Source organism: Burkholderia sp. ZZQ-2 (assembly GCF_050768715.1).
Classification (GTDB): domain Bacteria; phylum Pseudomonadota; class Gammaproteobacteria; order Burkholderiales; family Burkholderiaceae; genus Burkholderia; species Burkholderia cepacia.
This window is the reverse complement of record NZ_LDVA01000304.1, coordinates 1-15,269: the sequence shown is the minus strand read 5'-3', so window position 1 is coordinate 15,269 and position 15,269 is coordinate 1. Positions and strand designations below refer to the sequence as shown.

Annotated in this window: 14 protein-coding genes and 1 tRNA gene; 8 read left to right on the top strand and 7 right to left on the bottom strand. The window is 66.8% G+C overall.

The window, feature by feature from the left end:
• The 4 genes from phnY to ABY44_RS27540 form a co-directional block, all read left to right on the top strand.
• The coding region (gene phnY / locus ABY44_RS27555; protein WP_431642752.1) for a phosphonoacetaldehyde dehydrogenase at window positions 1–1,374 on the top strand (1,374 nt) is incomplete at its 5' end.
• A 215-nt stretch (window positions 1,375–1,589) separates the two neighbouring features.
• The gene (locus ABY44_RS27550; RefSeq protein WP_048025642.1) at window positions 1,590–2,372 is read left to right on the top strand and encodes an amino acid ABC transporter substrate-binding protein; all 783 of its coding nucleotides are present in this window, start codon (window positions 1,590–1,592) and stop codon (window positions 2,370–2,372) included.
• A 14-nt stretch (window positions 2,373–2,386) separates the two neighbouring features.
• Window positions 2,387–3,067 (top strand): amino acid ABC transporter permease, encoded by a 681-nt coding sequence (locus ABY44_RS27545; protein WP_027788824.1) that lies wholly within the window; start codon window positions 2,387–2,389, stop codon window positions 3,065–3,067.
• On the top strand, window positions 3,064–3,822 hold the full coding sequence (locus tag ABY44_RS27540; protein WP_060174258.1) for an amino acid ABC transporter ATP-binding protein: 759 nt from the start codon (window positions 3,064–3,066) through the stop codon (window positions 3,820–3,822). Before ABY44_RS27545 ends, ABY44_RS27540 begins: the two co-directional genes overlap by 4 nt.
• 37 nt (window positions 3,823–3,859) lie before the next feature.
• On the opposite strand, the gene ABY44_RS27535 is transcribed toward ABY44_RS27540, so the two are convergent.
• The gene (locus ABY44_RS27535; RefSeq protein WP_060174264.1) at window positions 3,860–4,675 is read right to left on the bottom strand and encodes an alpha/beta fold hydrolase; all 816 of its coding nucleotides are present in this window, start codon (window positions 4,673–4,675) and stop codon (window positions 3,860–3,862) included.
• An 81-nt stretch (window positions 4,676–4,756) separates the two neighbouring features.
• Here ABY44_RS27535 and ABY44_RS27530 point away from each other — a divergent pair, with 81 nt between their 5' ends.
• Window positions 4,757–5,371: a CGNR zinc finger domain-containing protein gene (locus ABY44_RS27530; protein WP_060174257.1), complete on the top strand. Its 615-nt coding sequence runs from the start codon at window positions 4,757–4,759 to the stop codon at window positions 5,369–5,371.
• Between the two features lie 54 nt (window positions 5,372–5,425).
• On the opposite strand, the gene ABY44_RS27525 is transcribed toward ABY44_RS27530, so the two are convergent.
• Together ABY44_RS27525 and ABY44_RS27520 are read right to left on the bottom strand one after the other, a co-directional pair.
• Window positions 5,426–6,478 carry a DUF3592 domain-containing protein gene (locus ABY44_RS27525; RefSeq protein ID WP_060174256.1) on the bottom strand — a complete coding sequence of 351 codons (1,053 nt, stop codon included), beginning with the start codon at window positions 6,476–6,478 and terminating at the stop codon, window positions 5,426–5,428.
• 213 nt (window positions 6,479–6,691) lie between these two features.
• A tRNA-Lys gene (locus ABY44_RS27520) sits at window positions 6,692–6,767 on the bottom strand.
• Window positions 6,768–6,957: 190 nt separating this feature from the next.
• On the opposite strand from ABY44_RS27520, the gene ABY44_RS27515 reads away from it, so the two are divergent.
• Together ABY44_RS27515 and ABY44_RS27510 are read left to right on the top strand one after the other, a co-directional pair.
• Entirely contained in the window at window positions 6,958–7,362 is a 405-nt protein-coding gene (locus tag ABY44_RS27515; protein ID WP_027785770.1) for a PaaI family thioesterase, read from the top strand.
• A gap of 8 nt (window positions 7,363–7,370) precedes the next feature.
• On the top strand, window positions 7,371–8,237 hold the full coding sequence (locus tag ABY44_RS27510) for a patatin-like phospholipase family protein (RefSeq protein WP_021159859.1): 867 nt from the start codon (window positions 7,371–7,373) through the stop codon (window positions 8,235–8,237).
• Window positions 8,238–8,286: 49 nt separating this feature from the next.
• Here the strand turns inward: ABY44_RS27510 and ABY44_RS27505 are convergent, their stop codons facing one another.
• Complete coding sequence (locus ABY44_RS27505) at window positions 8,287–9,300, bottom strand: D-2-hydroxyacid dehydrogenase family protein (protein WP_027788844.1); 1,014 nt, start codon at window positions 9,298–9,300, stop codon at window positions 8,287–8,289.
• Between the two features lie 426 nt (window positions 9,301–9,726).
• Here ABY44_RS27505 and ABY44_RS27500 point away from each other — a divergent pair, with 426 nt between their 5' ends.
• Complete coding sequence (locus ABY44_RS27500; protein WP_027788845.1) at window positions 9,727–10,776, top strand: LysR family transcriptional regulator; 1,050 nt, start codon at window positions 9,727–9,729, stop codon at window positions 10,774–10,776.
• Between the two features lie 143 nt (window positions 10,777–10,919).
• Here ABY44_RS27500 and ABY44_RS27495 read toward each other — a convergent pair whose 3' ends face one another.
• From ABY44_RS27495 to dprA, 3 genes are all read right to left on the bottom strand, one after another.
• Entirely contained in the window at window positions 10,920–13,544 is a 2,625-nt protein-coding gene (locus tag ABY44_RS27495) for a DNA topoisomerase III (RefSeq protein WP_060174254.1), read from the bottom strand.
• Between the two features lie 192 nt (window positions 13,545–13,736).
• Complete coding sequence (locus tag ABY44_RS27490) at window positions 13,737–14,117, bottom strand: thioredoxin family protein (RefSeq protein WP_021159864.1); 381 nt, start codon at window positions 14,115–14,117, stop codon at window positions 13,737–13,739.
• A gap of 36 nt (window positions 14,118–14,153) precedes the next feature.
• Window positions 14,154–15,269: DNA-processing protein DprA (gene dprA / locus ABY44_RS27485; RefSeq protein ID WP_431642749.1), on the bottom strand; the 1,116-nt coding region annotated here is incomplete at its 5' end.

Here is a 15,269-nt window from a genome sequence, read left to right as displayed (position 1 = left end):
GACGCGGTGATCGAAGTGCGCAACCCGTACGACGGCGCGCTGGTCGGCACCGTGCCGAAGGCGACGCTCGACGACGTGCGGCGCGCGTTCGCGGCCGCGCGCGCATACCGGCCGGCGCTCACGCGCCACGATCGCGCGGCGATCCTGCGCCGCGCGGCCGACATCGTGCGTGCGCGCACGGCGGAGATCGCGGCGCTGATCACGGCCGAGGCCGGGTTGTGCATCAAGGATTCGACGTACGAGGCGGGCCGCGTGGCCGACGTGCTGACGTTCGGCGCCGGCGAAGTGCTGAAGGACGACGGACAGATCTTCTCGTGCGACCTGACCCCGCACGGCAAGAAGCGCCGCGTGTACACGCAGCGCGACCCGCTGCTCGGCGTGATTTCGGCGATCACGCCGTTCAACCACCCGATGAACCAGGTTGCGCACAAGATCGTGCCGTCGATCGCGACCAACAACCGGATCGTCGTGAAGCCGTCCGAGAAGGTGCCGCTGTCGTGCTACCTGTTCGCGGACATCCTGTACGAAGTCGGCCTGCCGCCGCAGATGCTGCAGGTGCTCACCGGCGACCCGCAGGAGATCGCCGACGAGCTGATCACGAACCCGGCGATCGACCTCATCACGTTCACGGGCGGCGTATCGATCGGCAAGTCGATCGCGGCGCGGATGGGCTACCGGCGCGCGGTGCTCGAACTCGGCGGCAACGATCCGATCATCGTGATGGAAGACGCCGATCTCGACGAAGCGAGCACGCTCGCGGTGTCGGGTTCGTACAGGAACTCGGGGCAGCGCTGCACGGCGATCAAGCGGATGCTCGTGCACGAGTCGGTGGCCGATCGCTTCACCGGGCTGGTCGTCGAAAAAACGCGTGCGTGGTCGTACGGCAATCCGGCCGATCCGTCGGTGGACATGGGTACGGTGATCGACGAAGCGGCCGCGAAGTTCTGCGAGCGGCAGGTGAACGACGCGATCGCGCGCGGGGCCCGGCTGCTGGTCGGCAACGTGCGCGACGGCGCGCTGTATTCGCCGACGGTGATCGATCGCGTGACGCCCGACATGCCGCTCGTGAAATACGAAACCTTCGGGCCCGTGTCGCCGATCATGCGTTTCCGCGACATCGACGAAGCGATCAGGATGTCGAACAGCACCGACTATGCGCTGTCGTCGTCGGTGTGCACGAACCGCTTCGATCACATCACGCGCTTCATTACCGAACTGGAAGTCGGCAGCGTGAACGTGCGCGAAGTGCCGGGCTACCGGCTCGAGCTGACGCCGTTTGGCGGCGTGAAGGACTCGGGGCTGGGGTACAAGGAAGGCGTGCAGGAGGCGATGAAGAGCTTCACGAATACGAAGACGTATTCGCTGCCGTGGTAAGCGGTGTGTAAGCCGCGCGCACCGGTTTCGCGGCCGGTGCGCGCGTTGAGCGGCGCGTTGAGCGGCGCGTTGATCGACGCGTTATTCGATCGGCTCATATCGATAGCCGATTTGCGTTTTTGCCGTGCCTCGACGCGTCGGTAGAATTCGCGGACTTCTCGAACGGCACGCGCGTGCCGCGGGATCAATCCCTCCAATCATTCGGGGTCCGCACCATGAAAATCCTTCGCTCCATCCTGGTCGTCGCCATGCTGCAGGCCGTTTCGGTCACGAGCGCACTGGCGGCCGACGACCTGTCTCAGATCAAGTCGTCCGGCGTGTTCCGGGTCGGTACCGAAGGGACGTACGCGCCGTTCACGTACCACGACGAGACCGGCAAGCTGACGGGCTTCGACGTCGACATCGCGACCGCGATCGCGCAGCGTCTCGGCGTGAAGCCGCAGTTCGTCGAAGGCAAGTGGGACGGGTTGATCGCGGGCCTCGACGTGAACCGCTACGACGCGGTCGTCAACGAAGTGTCGATCACCGACGCACGCAAGGCGAAATACGATTTCTCCACGCCGTACATCACGTCGCGCGCGGTGCTGATCGTGCGCGCGGACAACACGACGATCCGCTCGTTCGACGACCTGAAGGGCAAGAAGTCCGCGAACACGCTCACCAGCAATTTCGGCAAGCTCGCGGCCGCGCATGGCGCGGACGTCGTGCCGGTGCAGGGCTTCAACGAATCGATCGACCTGCTGAGCTCGGGGCGCGTCGACGCGACGATCAACGATTCGCTGTCGTACCTCGATTTCCGCAAGCACAAGCCGGACGCGAAACTGAAGATCGCGGCGACCGACGCGGGCGGCGCCAGCGATGCATCGGGCGTGCTGCTGCGCAAGGGCAGCCCCGCGCTGGTGGCCGCGATCGACAAGGCGCTCGCGGACATCAAGGCCGACGGCACCTACGCGAAGATCTCGCAGAAGTATTTCGGCCGCGACGTGTCGCAGCCGTGACGCGAGGCTGAACGATGCCGGCCTGGCTTCACCTGATGGCGGAATCGCTGAAGCCCCTGCTCGTCGCGGGGCTCGTGTTCACGGTTCCGCTCACGCTCGCGTCGTTCGCGATCGGTCTGCTGCTCGCGTTCGGCGCGGCGCTCGTGCGGCTGTTCGGGCCACGCTGGGCGCAGGCCGCCGTGAGGTTCTACATCTGGCTGTTTCGCGGCTCGCCGCTGCTCGTGCAGCTGTTCGTGATCTTCTACGGCCTGCCGAGCGTCGGCATCGTGCTCGATCCGCTGACGGCCGCCGTGATCGGCTTCTCGCTGAACGTCGGCGCGTACAACGCGGAGGTGATCCGCGGCGTGATCGAATCGATTCCGAAGGGGCAGTGGGAGGCCGCGTACTCGATGGCGATGACGCGCCCGCAGGCGCTGCGCCGCGCGATCCTGCCGCAGGCCGCGCGCGTCGCGCTGCCGGCTTTGTCGAATTCGTTCATTTCGCTGGTGAAGGACACGTCGCTCGCGGCCGTGCTGACCGTGCCGGAGATCTTCCAGGCCGCTCAGCGGATCGCGGCCGTGACCTACGAACCGATGATCCTCTATACGGAAGCCGCGCTGATCTATCTGCTGCTCAGTTCGGTGCTGTCCACGCTGCAGCGTCGCCTCGAAACCCGCTTCGGCCGTCACGCGCTGTTCCAGGCGGAGTTGCGATGATCCGGCTCGAACGCATCGACAAGTCGTTCGGCACGCAGCGCGTGTTGCACGGGATCGACCTCGCCTTGCAGCCCGGCAGCGTGACGGCGCTGATCGGGCCGTCCGGCAGCGGCAAGAGCACGCTGCTGCGTTGCGTGAACCTGCTCGAAGTACCCGAGGCAGGTGCGCTGACGGTCGGCGACGCCCGCATCGACTTCTCGCCGACGCACCGGCCGGCGCGCGACGCCGTGTTCGCGGTGCGCCGCCAGACCGGCATGGTGTTCCAGAACTTTCAGCTGTTTCCGCACCTGAGCGTCGTGCAGAACGTGATGGAAGGGCTCGTCACCGTGCAGCGCTGGCCGCGCGAACGGGCCCGCGAACGCGCGCTCGCGCTGCTCGAGAAGGTCGGTATCGCGAACAAGGCCGACGCGTGGCCCGGCACGCTGTCGGGCGGCCAGCAGCAACGCGTCGCGATCGCACGTGCGCTTGCGCCGTCGCCGCAGGTGCTGCTGTGCGACGAGCCGACGTCGGCACTCGATCCGGAGCTGTCCGTCGAAGTCGTCGAGGTGCTGCGCCAGCTCGCGCGCGAAGGCACGACGATGCTGATGGCGACGCACGACCTGCGCCTGGCCGCGTCGATCGCGCACGACGCGGTGTTTCTCGCGGAAGGGCGCGTGGTCGAGGCCGGTGCATCGCGTGACCTGTTCGGCGACCCGCGCGATCCGCGCACCGCGAAGTTCATCTCGACGCTCGCGCAGGGCGTGCCGGTGTTCTGACGCGGCACGCGACAAGCGACACGCGGTACAGGCGGCGTCAACCTTTCCCTGACTGGTCGAGTACCGCCGCGACGATCGCTTCCGGCGCATCTTCCTGCACCAGGTGGCCCGCTCGCGGCACCTTGATCAGCTGGCCGCCGGCGATGCGATCGGCCAGCGCCTGCCCCTGTTCGAGCGGAATCCACGCGTCGTCCTCGCCCCATACGATGCGCACCGGAAAGTCCGGTGGCGCATAACGGGCCTCGGCTTCCTCGATGTAGTGCTGGCGCATCTGCGCGATCTGGCGATAGAACGCGGCCTGGCCGGCGGGCGTGAGCCACGGCGCGCGGTAGATCGACAGCGCCTCGTCGCTCAGCGGCCGGGCGACGGCGTTGCCGAGATAGGCCGACACAAGTGCGTGATGCGCATACGCGGGCAATCCGGTGAAGGCAGCTTCGTGCTGCGCGACGTGGCGCACGAACGGCGAACCCTGCGGCGCAATCGCGACCGGGTTCACGAGCGTGAGATCCGCGTAGGCGACGCCGTCGAGGAAGTGCGCGCGCAGCACGGTGGCGCCGCCGTAGTCGTGCGCGAGCACGCGCGGTCGCGAAATGTTCCATGCGTCGAGCATCGCGCCGAACAGCGCGTTCTGGCGGCCGAGCGACACGTCCGCATCCGGCATGTCGGATTGACCGTAGCCGAGCAGGTCGTAGAAGAACACGCGATGACGGCGCGCGAGCCACGGTGCGATCCGCCGCCACACCTGCGACGAAAACGGCGTGCCGTGCACGAGCACGAGCGGCGGGCCTTCGCCGAACGTTCCCCAGGCAATCCGGTGGCCTTCGAAAATGAAGCGGTTGGCGAGTTCGAGCATCGGCATCTCCGTGCTAACCTGTTTTGGTTGTTAACAGGTTACTCCGGATCGTCCGGGTGTGAAACCGATAGATGAAAATAAATGGTTACTCGACACGAACCCGTGCGACATGCGCATGAATGGGGGGCAGCCGATTTTGTCGGCGGCCATCCGGCGCTCGACTTCCTCAACACGGTGGCCGACACGGGCAAGACGCGCGACGCGGACAAGTTCGTCGACTGGCCGGCCGTGCATGCGTGGGCGGAGCGATCGGGGTTGCTGGCGCCGGCCGATCTGGCGCGGCTTCTGCGTCATGCGCGGCAGGACGACGCCGACGCACTGGTCGCGCTGCATCGCTTTCGCGAGGAGGCTTACGGCGCGATCGCACACCTGACGGCCGGCAGTGGCGGCACTGCCGGCGCGCGCGCGGCGGGCCGGCTCGCCGTTGCGATCCGCGAGGCGATCGGGCGCAGCGCGTTCGATGCGGTCGACGGCCGGTTCGCGTGGCGGCCCGACGCACGCGTCGCGTCGCGCTGGGTCGACGCGGCCGCACTCGGGTTCGAGCATCTGCTGCGCAGCGACGATTTTACGCGCGTGCGCCAGTGCGGCCGTTGCACGTGGTTCTTCGTCGATCGCGGGCGCGGCGTCGGGCGGCGCTGGTGCGACATGCGCACCTGCGGGAACCGCGCGAAAGTGGAGGCGTTCAGGGAGCGGTGACGCGCGCGCCGAGCCGGTCGTCGTGCCGCGCGATGCGCGGCCGGCACGCGAACGTCAAGGCGCGGCTTCGTGCGGCGGATGTTCCGGCCACAGCGTCGCGGCGATGAACAGCCCGGCCGCGAGGAACGGCGCGCCGATCGCGAACAGGATGGCCGTGAGGCCCCAGTGATCCCAGAAGCGGTCGACCACCGCGCGCTCGGGTGTGACGGGGTCGTACAGCACGTTGACCGCTTCGCCTTCGTGCAGTCCGGGATGCGACGACGCCGAACCCTGCGCGAACTTGATCTGGCGTCCGCTGTCGGTCGTGAACGCGACGATCGCCGAATACAGCGACGTGCGCGCGCGGGGCGAGTGCGCGTTTTTCGCGATCTCGACGACATGGCCGGTGGAACGCGCATAGTGGTGGATGACCTGCCACTGGCGCAGGCCGGCCGCGCCGGCGCCGGCGATGAAGCCCGTGCCGATCGCGATCGGAATCAGCACGATCGCGATATCCCAGCGGCTGCGCACGTGCTTGCGGGCGCGGCGGGCCGGCGGCGGGGCGGACGACCGGCGGCGGCGCTCACCGGCGATCAGCAGGCCGCCGATCGCGAACGACGCGATGGCGAGCAGCGCCGGCACGATCGCCGGAAACCAGCGTTGCGCGAAATCGTCGATCAGCGCGGGGCGTTCGGGGTGGCCGGGGTCGAGCCATACCTCGACGTTCTCGCCGATGTCGTAGGCGGGGACGGTCGATGCGGTATTGCCGGCCACTTCGCGGCGCTGGCCGTCGTTCGCGAGGTACGCGACGATCGGCCGGTATGCGCGTATCGCGTCGCTGTCCTGCACGATGCGCACGACCGTGCCCGGTGCGCGGACCAGCTGGCCGGTCGCCTGCCCGGCCGTCACGGCGAGCATGCCGGCCAGTACGAGCAGCACGACGCCGAGCGCCATCGCGACGAGTGCGTCCCTACCCGGCATGACCGGATCCGGTTCTTCGTGCTTCGCACTGCGGATTCCGGCCTGATCGGGGGGATGGCGTGACCCGCCGAACCGGCCGATATCGGCGCAACCAGGCCCTCTGAATGGTCGCGTCCCGTTCACATGCTTCCATGTCTGACGTCCCATGCTCTCTCAGTGCCGGCGGGCGAGCGACAGTGCCTGCGCCGGTCGTGTGATATTTGTCGGACGATTCTAGCGGAAACGATGCGGAAGATGGGTGCGCTCGCGTACCGCGAGGGGCGCGCAACGCGAAGCGAGGCGGCGTAAATGAACAACGGCAGGAAAGCGGCGTAAACGGAAAAGGCCGGTCAGCTTGCGCTGACCGGCCTTTGAAATTCCTGGTGGGGCGTGAGTGACTCGAACACTCGACCTACGGATTAAGAGTCCGCTGCTCTACCAACTGAGCTAACGCCCCCAACAGAAGAAAGATTATGCACGAGCATTTCAGGCTTGGCAAGTCCTTTCTGCAAATTTCCTGAGAATATTTCGTCACGACAACGGTGGCTGCCGGCCCGATAACGAGCGATCGCAGTTTTCGTGCTCCCGGTATGATGACGCCACACGTGTTGCGCGGCGGTCGCGCAACGCTTTCTGGGCTTTCGAAGATGGACGAAAACGCAGTCCGCGAATTGCTGGATCGCCTGCTGGCCCCCTGGGTCCGCTCGCTCGGTCTGGTCCCCGTGTCGATCGGCGACGACAGCGTCACGCTGCGCCTGCCGTTTTCCGGCGAATTCCGCCATTCGGGCGGTGTGATCTGCGGCCAGGTGTTCACGGCGGCCGCCGATACCGCGATGGTGGTCGCGATCTCGGCCGCGCTCGGCGAGTTCCGGCCGATGACGACCGTGTCGTTGAACACGAACTTCATGCGTCCCGTGCGCAAGGGCGACGTGCTCGTCACCGCGCGCGTGCTGCGGATGGGCCGCAATCTCGTATTCGGCGAAGTCGAGCTGTTCGACGAAGACGGCAAGATGGCCGTTCACGCGACGTCGACCTACGCGCTCGTCAGCTGAGCGGCGCGATGTTCGACCAGATCGTCTTTGCGGGCGGCGGCAATCGCTGCTGGTGGCAGGCCGGCTTCTGGGACGTCGCACAGCCGGCGCTCGGCCTGCGCCCGCGCGTGATCACCGGTATCTCGGCCGGCGCGGCAACCGCCTGCATGCTGTATACACGCGACGCCGCCTGGGTGATGCGCTATTACGAAGAGGCGCTGCGCCACAACCGGAAGAACGCGTACTGGGGCAACCTGTTCGGGCGCGAGCCCGTGTTTCCGCATTACCGGATTTACCGTCAGGCGCTGCTCGACATCTACGGCGAACCGTTCGCGAAGCTTGCCGCGGCGCCGGAGATCCGCATCGGCGTGTCGCATGTGCCGCGCTGGCTCGGTGCGCGCAGCGCAGTCGCCGCCGGTCTCGTCGCGTACAACATCGAGAAGTACGTGCGCAAGACGCTGCACCCGACGCTCGGGCGCACGCTCGGCTTTCGGCCCGAATTCGTGCGTGCGCAGGCCTGCACGCAAGTCGAGGAACTCGCCGACCTGATCCTGCAGTCGTCCTGCACGCCGCCGTTCACGCCGGTGCTGCGCCGCGGCGGCCGGCCGGTGCTCGACGGCGGGATGGTCGACAACGTGCCGGTCGACGCGCTCGACCCGACGCCGGGCGACGTGCTGGTGCTCGTCACGCGGCTGTATCCGCGCCCGCAGATGTTCACGGTCGCGCATGGCGAGCAGCGTCGGCTGTACGTCCAGCCTTCGAGCAAGGTGCCGATTTCGAGTTGGGACTACACGAGCCCGTCGCAGATGCGGCATGCGTACGATCTCGGTCGGCGCGACGGCGAGCATTTCCTCACGCGCGTCGATGCGATGACGGGCGGCCGCGTGGCCGCCTGACGATCGGGAACGGAGGTGCGGGGCCGCGCGGCGTGCGCAGCCCGCGCGGTCAGCGCTTGCGGATCGGCGTCAGCGCTTCCGGGTTGGCAACGCTCGACATGTCGCCGTCGTCGAACGCGAGGATGTTGCGGAACGCCGCGCTGAAGTAGAGCTCGTAGCTTTCGCGCTCGACGTAGCCGATGTGCGGCGTGCAGATCACGTTTTCCATTCGCAGCAGGCTGTAGCCCTGCAGGATCGGCTCGCTCTCGAACACGTCGATCGCGACCATCCCCGGACGGTTGTGCGACAGCGCGTTGACCAGTGCGTTTTCCTCGAGCAGTTCGGCGCGGCTCGTGTTGACGAGCAGCGACGTCGGCTTCATCCGCATCAGGTCTTCCTGCTTCACGATCCCGCGCGTGTCGTCATGCATGCGCAGGTGCAGCGACAGCACGTCGCTCTGCTCGAACAGCGCTTCGCGGCTTTCGGCGGCCGTATAGCCGTCGGCGCGCGCGGCCTCGAGCGAATGCTCGCGGCCCCAGATCAGCACGTTCATCCCGAACGCCTTGCCGTAGCCGGCGACGAGCCGGCCGATCTTGCCGTAGCCCCAGATGCCGAGCGTCTGGCCGCGCAGCACCTGGCCGAGGCCGAAGTTCGGCGGCATGGCCGACGTCTTCAGGCCCGACTGCTGCCAGGCGCCCTGCTTCAGGTTCGCGACGTACTGAGGAATGCGGCGCTGGGCGGCCATCACGAGCGCCCAGGTCAGCTCGGCGGGGGCAACCGGCGAGCCCGTGCCTTCGAGCACCGCGATGCCGCGGTCGGTACAGGCTTCAAGATCGATGTGGCTCGACACGCGGCCGGTCTGGCTGATCATGCGCAGGTTCGGCAGCTTCGCGAGCAGTTGCGACGAAATCGGGGTCCGTTCGCGAATCAGTACGAGCGCCTCGACTTCCGCCAGACGGCTGGCGAGTTGCCCCAATCCGCGCACCGTATTGTTGAAGACCTTCACGTCGTGGCCGGCAAGCATCTCGAAGCAGTTCAGCTTGCGGACGGCGTCCTGGTAGTCGTCGAGGATGGCAATTTTCATGATGAGCGGGTGTCGCGCGTTGAAAGCGGCGGTGGCGGCGGCGCACCTCGCGCACCCGTCCCGCCCGGCCGGGGCCGACATGATGCTATGTCAGCCGCCTTCGTGGTGTCTTTTTAACAGGTTGTTACGCTCCGCCGCAATTGGCGGCAGCCTGCCCCGACGCCGCTCGCGCGACGGGCAGAAGGGTGCGCTGTTGTGTCGCATCAAATACGTCCTTCCTGATTCGGCCGCTTACACGACGAGGTTCACCCAATTGTTGTCCCAATCGGAATAATTGGATCAACTATCCGCAGAGGGCGAGGATTTTTGACTATTTTTATCGTCAACCGGGGCCTTGTTGAGCAACTCTGCATCATTTCCGCTGTCGTAGGAGAATTACGCATTTGCTTCATCTTTTTGAAGTTGTAACAGCGGCAGGAGTCGTTTATGGATCATTTGCAGTCGATGCGCGTGTTCGTCAAGGTTGCAGATCTCGGCAGTTTCGCGCGGGCCGCGAGTGCAATGGATATCTCCAACGCGGTCGCGACGCGTCACGTCGCCGATCTGGAGGGCAGGCTCGGCACGCGTTTGCTGAACCGCACCACGCGCAGCCTTTCCCTGACGGAGTCAGGCCAGGTCTATCTGGAGCGTGCCCGCCAGATCCTCGATGAGCTGGAAGACGTCGAGCAGATGGTCGTCGCGCGCAATCACGAGCCGGTCGGCACGCTGCGCATCGTCGCGCCGGTCGTGTTCGGCCTGCATAACCTCGCGCCCGTGTTGCAGTCGTACACGGAGAATTTCCCGAAAGTGGTGCCGGATCTCACGCTGGTCGACCGGCAGGTCGATCTGGTCGAGGAAGGTTTCGATGTCGGCATCGTCGTCACGCGCCAGATGCGCAGCGCGAGCATCGTCACGCGGCGCCTGACCACCGGCTGCATGACCGTGTGCGCGACGCCGAGCTATCTGGAGAAGCACGGCGTGCCGACCCATCCGGAGCATCTCGCCGAGCATCCGAGCCTGAGCCTGCCGACCGAATACTGGGGCGACGAGCGTGTGTTCACGGGGCAGGACGGCGAAGTGCGTGTGCGCCCGACCAACGTGATTGTCGCGAACAACACCGCGATGCTGCGCCAGTTCGCGCTGCTCGGGATGGGTGTCGCGATCCTGCCGAGTTACCTGATCGGCAGCGACATCGCGCGCGGTGCGCTCGTGCGGTTGCTGCCGGATTTCCGGCTGCCGCAGGTCGAGATCAACATCGCTTACCCGAGCCGGCGCCATCTGCCCGCGAAGGTGCGCACGTTCATCGACCACCTCGTCGAGCATTTCAGCCACGCGACCGACGCGACGATGGGTGAGCAGTGGGCCGCGCAGAGCTCCGCGCTCGCGCCGATCGGTGTCGAGACGCGTGCCGAGCAACCGGAATCGGCCGACCCGAACCTGTCGCCGCGCCTGCCGCGTTCGCCGCGCACGCGCGTCGCGGCGCCGTCGCCGCTGTAACGGCGCGACGGCCCGGGCGACCGGGCGTCGGTTACCGCCGGCACAAAGAAAAAACGCGGATCGAGCAGTCGATCCGCGTTTTTTTATAGCTGCCTGCCGAAGCAGGACGCGCCGGGAGAAAGCCCGTCCCGGCGTCCAGGCTGTTACGAGCCCGTCTTGCGGGCCGTCGTCTTGCGAGCCGCCGTCTTGGTGGCTGCAGTCTTCGCGGCGGTCTTGCGAGCCGGTGCCGGTTTCTCTTCTGCACCTTCCGTCACGGTTTCGGCATCCTTCGTCGCCGATTTCGCAGTCTTCTTCGCGGCGGCAGCCTTCGGTTCCTTCTTCTCGAACTCGAAGCCGATCTTGCCGTCCGGCTGCTTCACGAGGAACGCCTTGAAGTTGCGGCCGGTGCGCGACGACTTGAAGTTCGGCAGCAGATCCGTGCGGCCGTCGGCCAACAGCTTGCCCATCTGCTCGCGCGTGATTTCCTGCTGCAGGATCACCTTGCCCGAGCGGAAGTCGCACGTCTTCGGGTTGGCCACCGAGTGCTCGCACACGTAGCTCATCCCGTGCTCGAACACGCGGCCCTTGCACTTCGGGCACGCGCCGACCGGCTCCTGTGTCGAGAAGTCGGGCGCCTCGCCTTCCTCGCCGCCCGTATCCTGGCCGAAATCGAACTCGAGCTTGTAGTTCTTCGTCTCGTCGTCGAACGAGAGCTTCAGGATCGCCGAGAACGGGCGGCCCATCTTGCTGCGGAATCCGGAAAGCGGACCGATCGTCTTTTCCCGCAGCAGCTCCTCGACTTCCGCGATCTCGAATTGCCGGCTGCCCGGGATCTTCGAGATCGAGAACTCGCACTTCGTGCACGCGAAGCGGCGGTAGTTTTCCTTCACCTGGCCGCCGCAGTTCGGACACGGCGTCTCGAGCGTCGCGTAATCGCCGGGGATCGTGTCGGAATCGTATTCCTTCGCGCGCTTGACGATCTGCTGCGTCATGCGGGCGATTTCCTGCATGAAGGCGTCGCGCCCGAGGTTGCCGCGCTCCATCTGCGACAGCTTGTATTCCCATTCGCCGGTGAGCTCCGGCGCGGTCAGTTCCTTCACGCCGAGCCCGCGCAGCAGCGTCATCAGCTGGAACGCCTTCGCGGTCGGGATCAGTTCGCGGCCTTCACGCACGAGGTACTTTTCGCCGAGCAGGCCTTCGATAATCGCCGCACGCGTGGCCGGCGTGCCGAGGCCCTTCGCGGCCATGGCTTCGCGCAGTTCGTCGTCCTCGACGAGCTTGCCCGCGCCTTCCATTGCGGACAGCAGCGTCGCTTCCGAATAGCGTGCGGGCGGCTTCGTGACGAGCGCGACGGCGGCGATTTCGTCCGTCTTCACCTTCTCGTCCTTCTGCACCGGCACGAGGTTCGCATCCGCGCCTTCGGCGTCGCGGCCGTACACCTGCAGCCAGCCCGGCTCGACGAGCACCTTGCCTTCGGTCTTGAAGTGATGGCCGGCGACTTCGGTGATCCGCGTCGTGACACGGAATTCGGCGGCCGGGAAGAACACGGCGAGGAAGCGCTTCACGACCATGTCGTACAGCTTCTGCTCCGGCTCGGACAGCGACTTCGGTGCCTGCAGCGTCGGGATGATTGCGAAGTGGTCGCTGATCTTCGAGTTGTCGAAGATGCGCTTGTTCGGCTTCACCCAGCCCTTGTCGAGCACCTGCTTCGCATGCGGCAGGTAGTTGTGGCTCTCCTTGAGCATCTCGAGCGTGGACTGGACCGTCGACAGATAGTCTTCCGGCAGCGCGCGGGCGTCGGTACGCGGGTAGGTCAGCACCTTGTGCTTTTCATACAGCGCCTGCGCGAGACCGAGCGTGTTCTTCGCGGAGAAGCCGAAGCGGCTGTTCGCTTCGCGCTGCAGGCTCGTCAGGTCGAACAGCAGCGGCGACAGTTGTGTCGACGGCTTCGATTCCTCCGAGACCGTGCCGACCTGGTCGCGGCACGCGGCGACGATCGTTTCGGCGGCCGGCAGGCTCCACAGGCGGGAGTCGCGCTTTTCCGGATCGAATTCATCGCGCTTGAATTTCGGGTCGAACCACTTGCCTTCGTAGAAGCCGCCCGCGCACGCGAATTCCGCCTTCACTTCCCAGTAGTCGCGCGGGATGAAGCGGCGGATTTTCTCTTCGCGTTCGACGACGATCGACAGCGTTGGCGTCTGAACGCGGCCAACTGTCGTCAGGAAGAAGCCGCCGCCCTTGCTGTTGAACGCGGTCATCGCGCGGGTGCCGTTGATCCCGACGAGCCAGTCGGCTTCCGAGCGGCAGCGTGCGGCGTCGGCGAGCGGTTGCATGTCGGTGTCGCTGCGCAGGTTCGCGAAGCCGTCGCGGATCGCCTGCGGGGTCATCGACTGCAGCCACAGGCGCTGGACCGGCTGCTTCGCCTTCGCGTGCTGCGCGATCAGACGGAAAATCAGTTCGCCCTCGCGCCCCGCGTCACATGCGTTGATCAGGCGGTCGACGTCCTTGCGCTTCATCAGCTTCGTGAGCACCTTGAGGCGCGACTCGCTTTTTGCGATCGGGTTCAGGTCGAAATGCGGGGGGATGACGGGCAGATGCGCGAAGCTCCATTTCCCGCGCTTGACCTCGTACTCTTCCGGGGCGGCGATTTCCAGCAAGTGGCCGACAGCGGACGAAAGGACGAAATCGTCGCTCTCGTAATACTCGTCATGCTTGGTAAAGCCGCCCAAAGCGCGTGCGATGTCGTTCGCGACAGAAGGCTTTTCCGCAATGATCAGTGCTTTGGACATGACAGGTGTGTGTTGGTAGACCGGGTTCGCCGGTTGTGGGTCCCTTTAACGACCGCTTTATAGCACACGCCGACGCGACGGCGGCTCGGCGTGCAAAAAGCGGCTCATCATAGAGGGGGCCTGCAACGGCGGCAAGCGCCCGGCGCGGCGGCGCGCGCAAACGGGCGCAAACCACCGGGCCGGCTCGTGAATTCAGGCTTCGACGGTCAGGACGTTGCGCAATTTCGGTGCGTGCGGCGCACCGGGTACCGCACTCAGGTCGGACAGCATCCGCTCGACGATTGCCGCATGCGGCAGCACCGTGCCGAAGAAACGTGCGGTGTGGGTATCTTCGATCAGGATCGTCGGGAAGTTCTCGACGTCGAGGTCGTCGAGCTGGTCGGCATGCGTTTCGATGTCGATCCAGGCGAAGCAGGCGTCCGGATGCGCGTCGGCGAGCTGGTCGAAGGCCGTCCGGTAGTCGCGGCACGTGCCGCACCACTCGGCGCACAGGCAGGCGACGAGCAACGTGCCGGGATCGGCGAGGCGCTCGGCGATCCGATCCGCATCGGTGTCGAGGTTCAGCGCGGGCATGGATTTCCTTGGATATCGTCGGCGGCGTGGCCGCCCCTATGCGGGGGAATGTAGCACGCCGTGCGCGGCCGGGGTGGGCGCTGCGTCAAGGCTCGCGAAGCGTCCGCCGGGGACGCTCGCGACGCGGCCGGCCAGCTCGAGCGCGAGCAGCGCGCCGTGCAGCACGTCGTCGGCCAGGCCGCTGTGTTCGGCGAGCCATTCGTAGGTGACGGGGCCGTATCCCAGTGCGGCGAGTACGGCCTGTTCGGACGGGCTGTGGGGTCGCGCCGGCGATGCTTCGATTCGCGCCGGCGGGCCGGCTGCAACGAGCGGATCGGCCTGCGCGACACCGGCGGCCTCGGTTCCGCGGAGGTTGGCGGCGCTGGCGTGCTGATTTCCGGTGCACGATGCATCGCCCGTCGCGCGAACCGCCGGTTCGCCCAGCCCGTACTCCTCGAGCACGTCGAGCGGCGCCGCCGTCAGCTTCGCGCCGTCGCGGATCAGTGCGTGGCAGCCCTGCGCGAGCGGCGCGTGGATCGAGCCCGGCATCGCGAACACATCGCGTCCCAGTTCGTTCGCGAGCCGCGCGGTGATCAGCGAGCCGGAGCGCGGGGCGGCCTCGACGACGAGCGCGCCGATCGCGAGCGCGGCGATCAGCCGGTTGCGTTGCGGGAAGTGTGCGGCGCGGGCCGGTGTGCCGAGCGGCCATTCCGACACGATCGCGCCGTGAGCGGCGATTTCGTGGGCGAGCGCGCGGTGTCGCGCCGGATAGACGAGATCGGCGCCGGTCGCGATCACCGCGACCGTGCCTGACCGGCCGTCGAGCCCGCCCCGATGCGCGGCGCCGTCGATTCCGAGCGCGAGGCCCGACACGATCGGAAGCCCGGCGTCGGACAGCTCGCGGGCGAAGCGCGTCGCGTCGGCGAGACCCTGCGGCGTCGCGTGGCGGCTGCCGACCACGGCGAGACCGCGCGCGTGCAGCAGGTCGAGACGGCCCTTTACATATAGCAGCGGCGGCGGATCGTGCAGGTCGCGCAGCCGCGGCGGGTAGGCCGGATCGTTGAGCGTGACGAGCGCGTTGCCCGGCGCGTCGAGCCAGGCGAGCACGGCGTCGGTGCGCGCGTCGAGGTCGCCGCGCTCGCTCGCGCGCACGGCCTGGGCCGCGGCGGGGCT

Excerpts from the sequence above, each read along its gene's own strand:
- ABY44_RS27550 (WP_048025642.1), top strand. The coding sequence starts at position 1,590 with ATGAAAATCCTTCGCTCCATCCTGGTCGTCGCCATGCTGCAGGCCGTT.
- ABY44_RS27545 (WP_027788824.1), top strand. The coding sequence starts at position 2,387 with ATGCCGGCCTGGCTTCACCTGATGGCGGAATCGCTGAAGCCCCTGCTC.
- ABY44_RS27540 (WP_060174258.1), top strand. The coding sequence starts at position 3,064 with ATGATCCGGCTCGAACGCATCGACAAGTCGTTCGGCACGCAGCGCGTG.
- ABY44_RS27535 (WP_060174264.1), bottom strand. The coding sequence starts at position 4,675 with ATGCTCGAACTCGCCAACCGCTTCATTTTCGAAGGCCACCGGATTGCC.
- ABY44_RS27530 (WP_060174257.1), top strand. The coding sequence starts at position 4,757 with ATGGTTACTCGACACGAACCCGTGCGACATGCGCATGAATGGGGGGCA.
- ABY44_RS27525 (WP_060174256.1), bottom strand. The coding sequence starts at position 6,478 with ATGGGACGTCAGACATGGAAGCATGTGAACGGGACGCGACCATTCAGA.
- ABY44_RS27515 (WP_027785770.1), top strand. The coding sequence starts at position 6,958 with ATGGACGAAAACGCAGTCCGCGAATTGCTGGATCGCCTGCTGGCCCCC.
- ABY44_RS27510 (WP_021159859.1), top strand. The coding sequence starts at position 7,371 with ATGTTCGACCAGATCGTCTTTGCGGGCGGCGGCAATCGCTGCTGGTGG.
- ABY44_RS27505 (WP_027788844.1), bottom strand. The coding sequence starts at position 9,300 with ATGAAAATTGCCATCCTCGACGACTACCAGGACGCCGTCCGCAAGCTG.
- ABY44_RS27500 (WP_027788845.1), top strand. The coding sequence starts at position 9,727 with ATGGATCATTTGCAGTCGATGCGCGTGTTCGTCAAGGTTGCAGATCTC.
- ABY44_RS27495 (WP_060174254.1), bottom strand. The coding sequence starts at position 13,544 with ATGTCCAAAGCACTGATCATTGCGGAAAAGCCTTCTGTCGCGAACGAC.
- ABY44_RS27490 (WP_021159864.1), bottom strand. The coding sequence starts at position 14,117 with ATGCCCGCGCTGAACCTCGACACCGATGCGGATCGGATCGCCGAGCGC.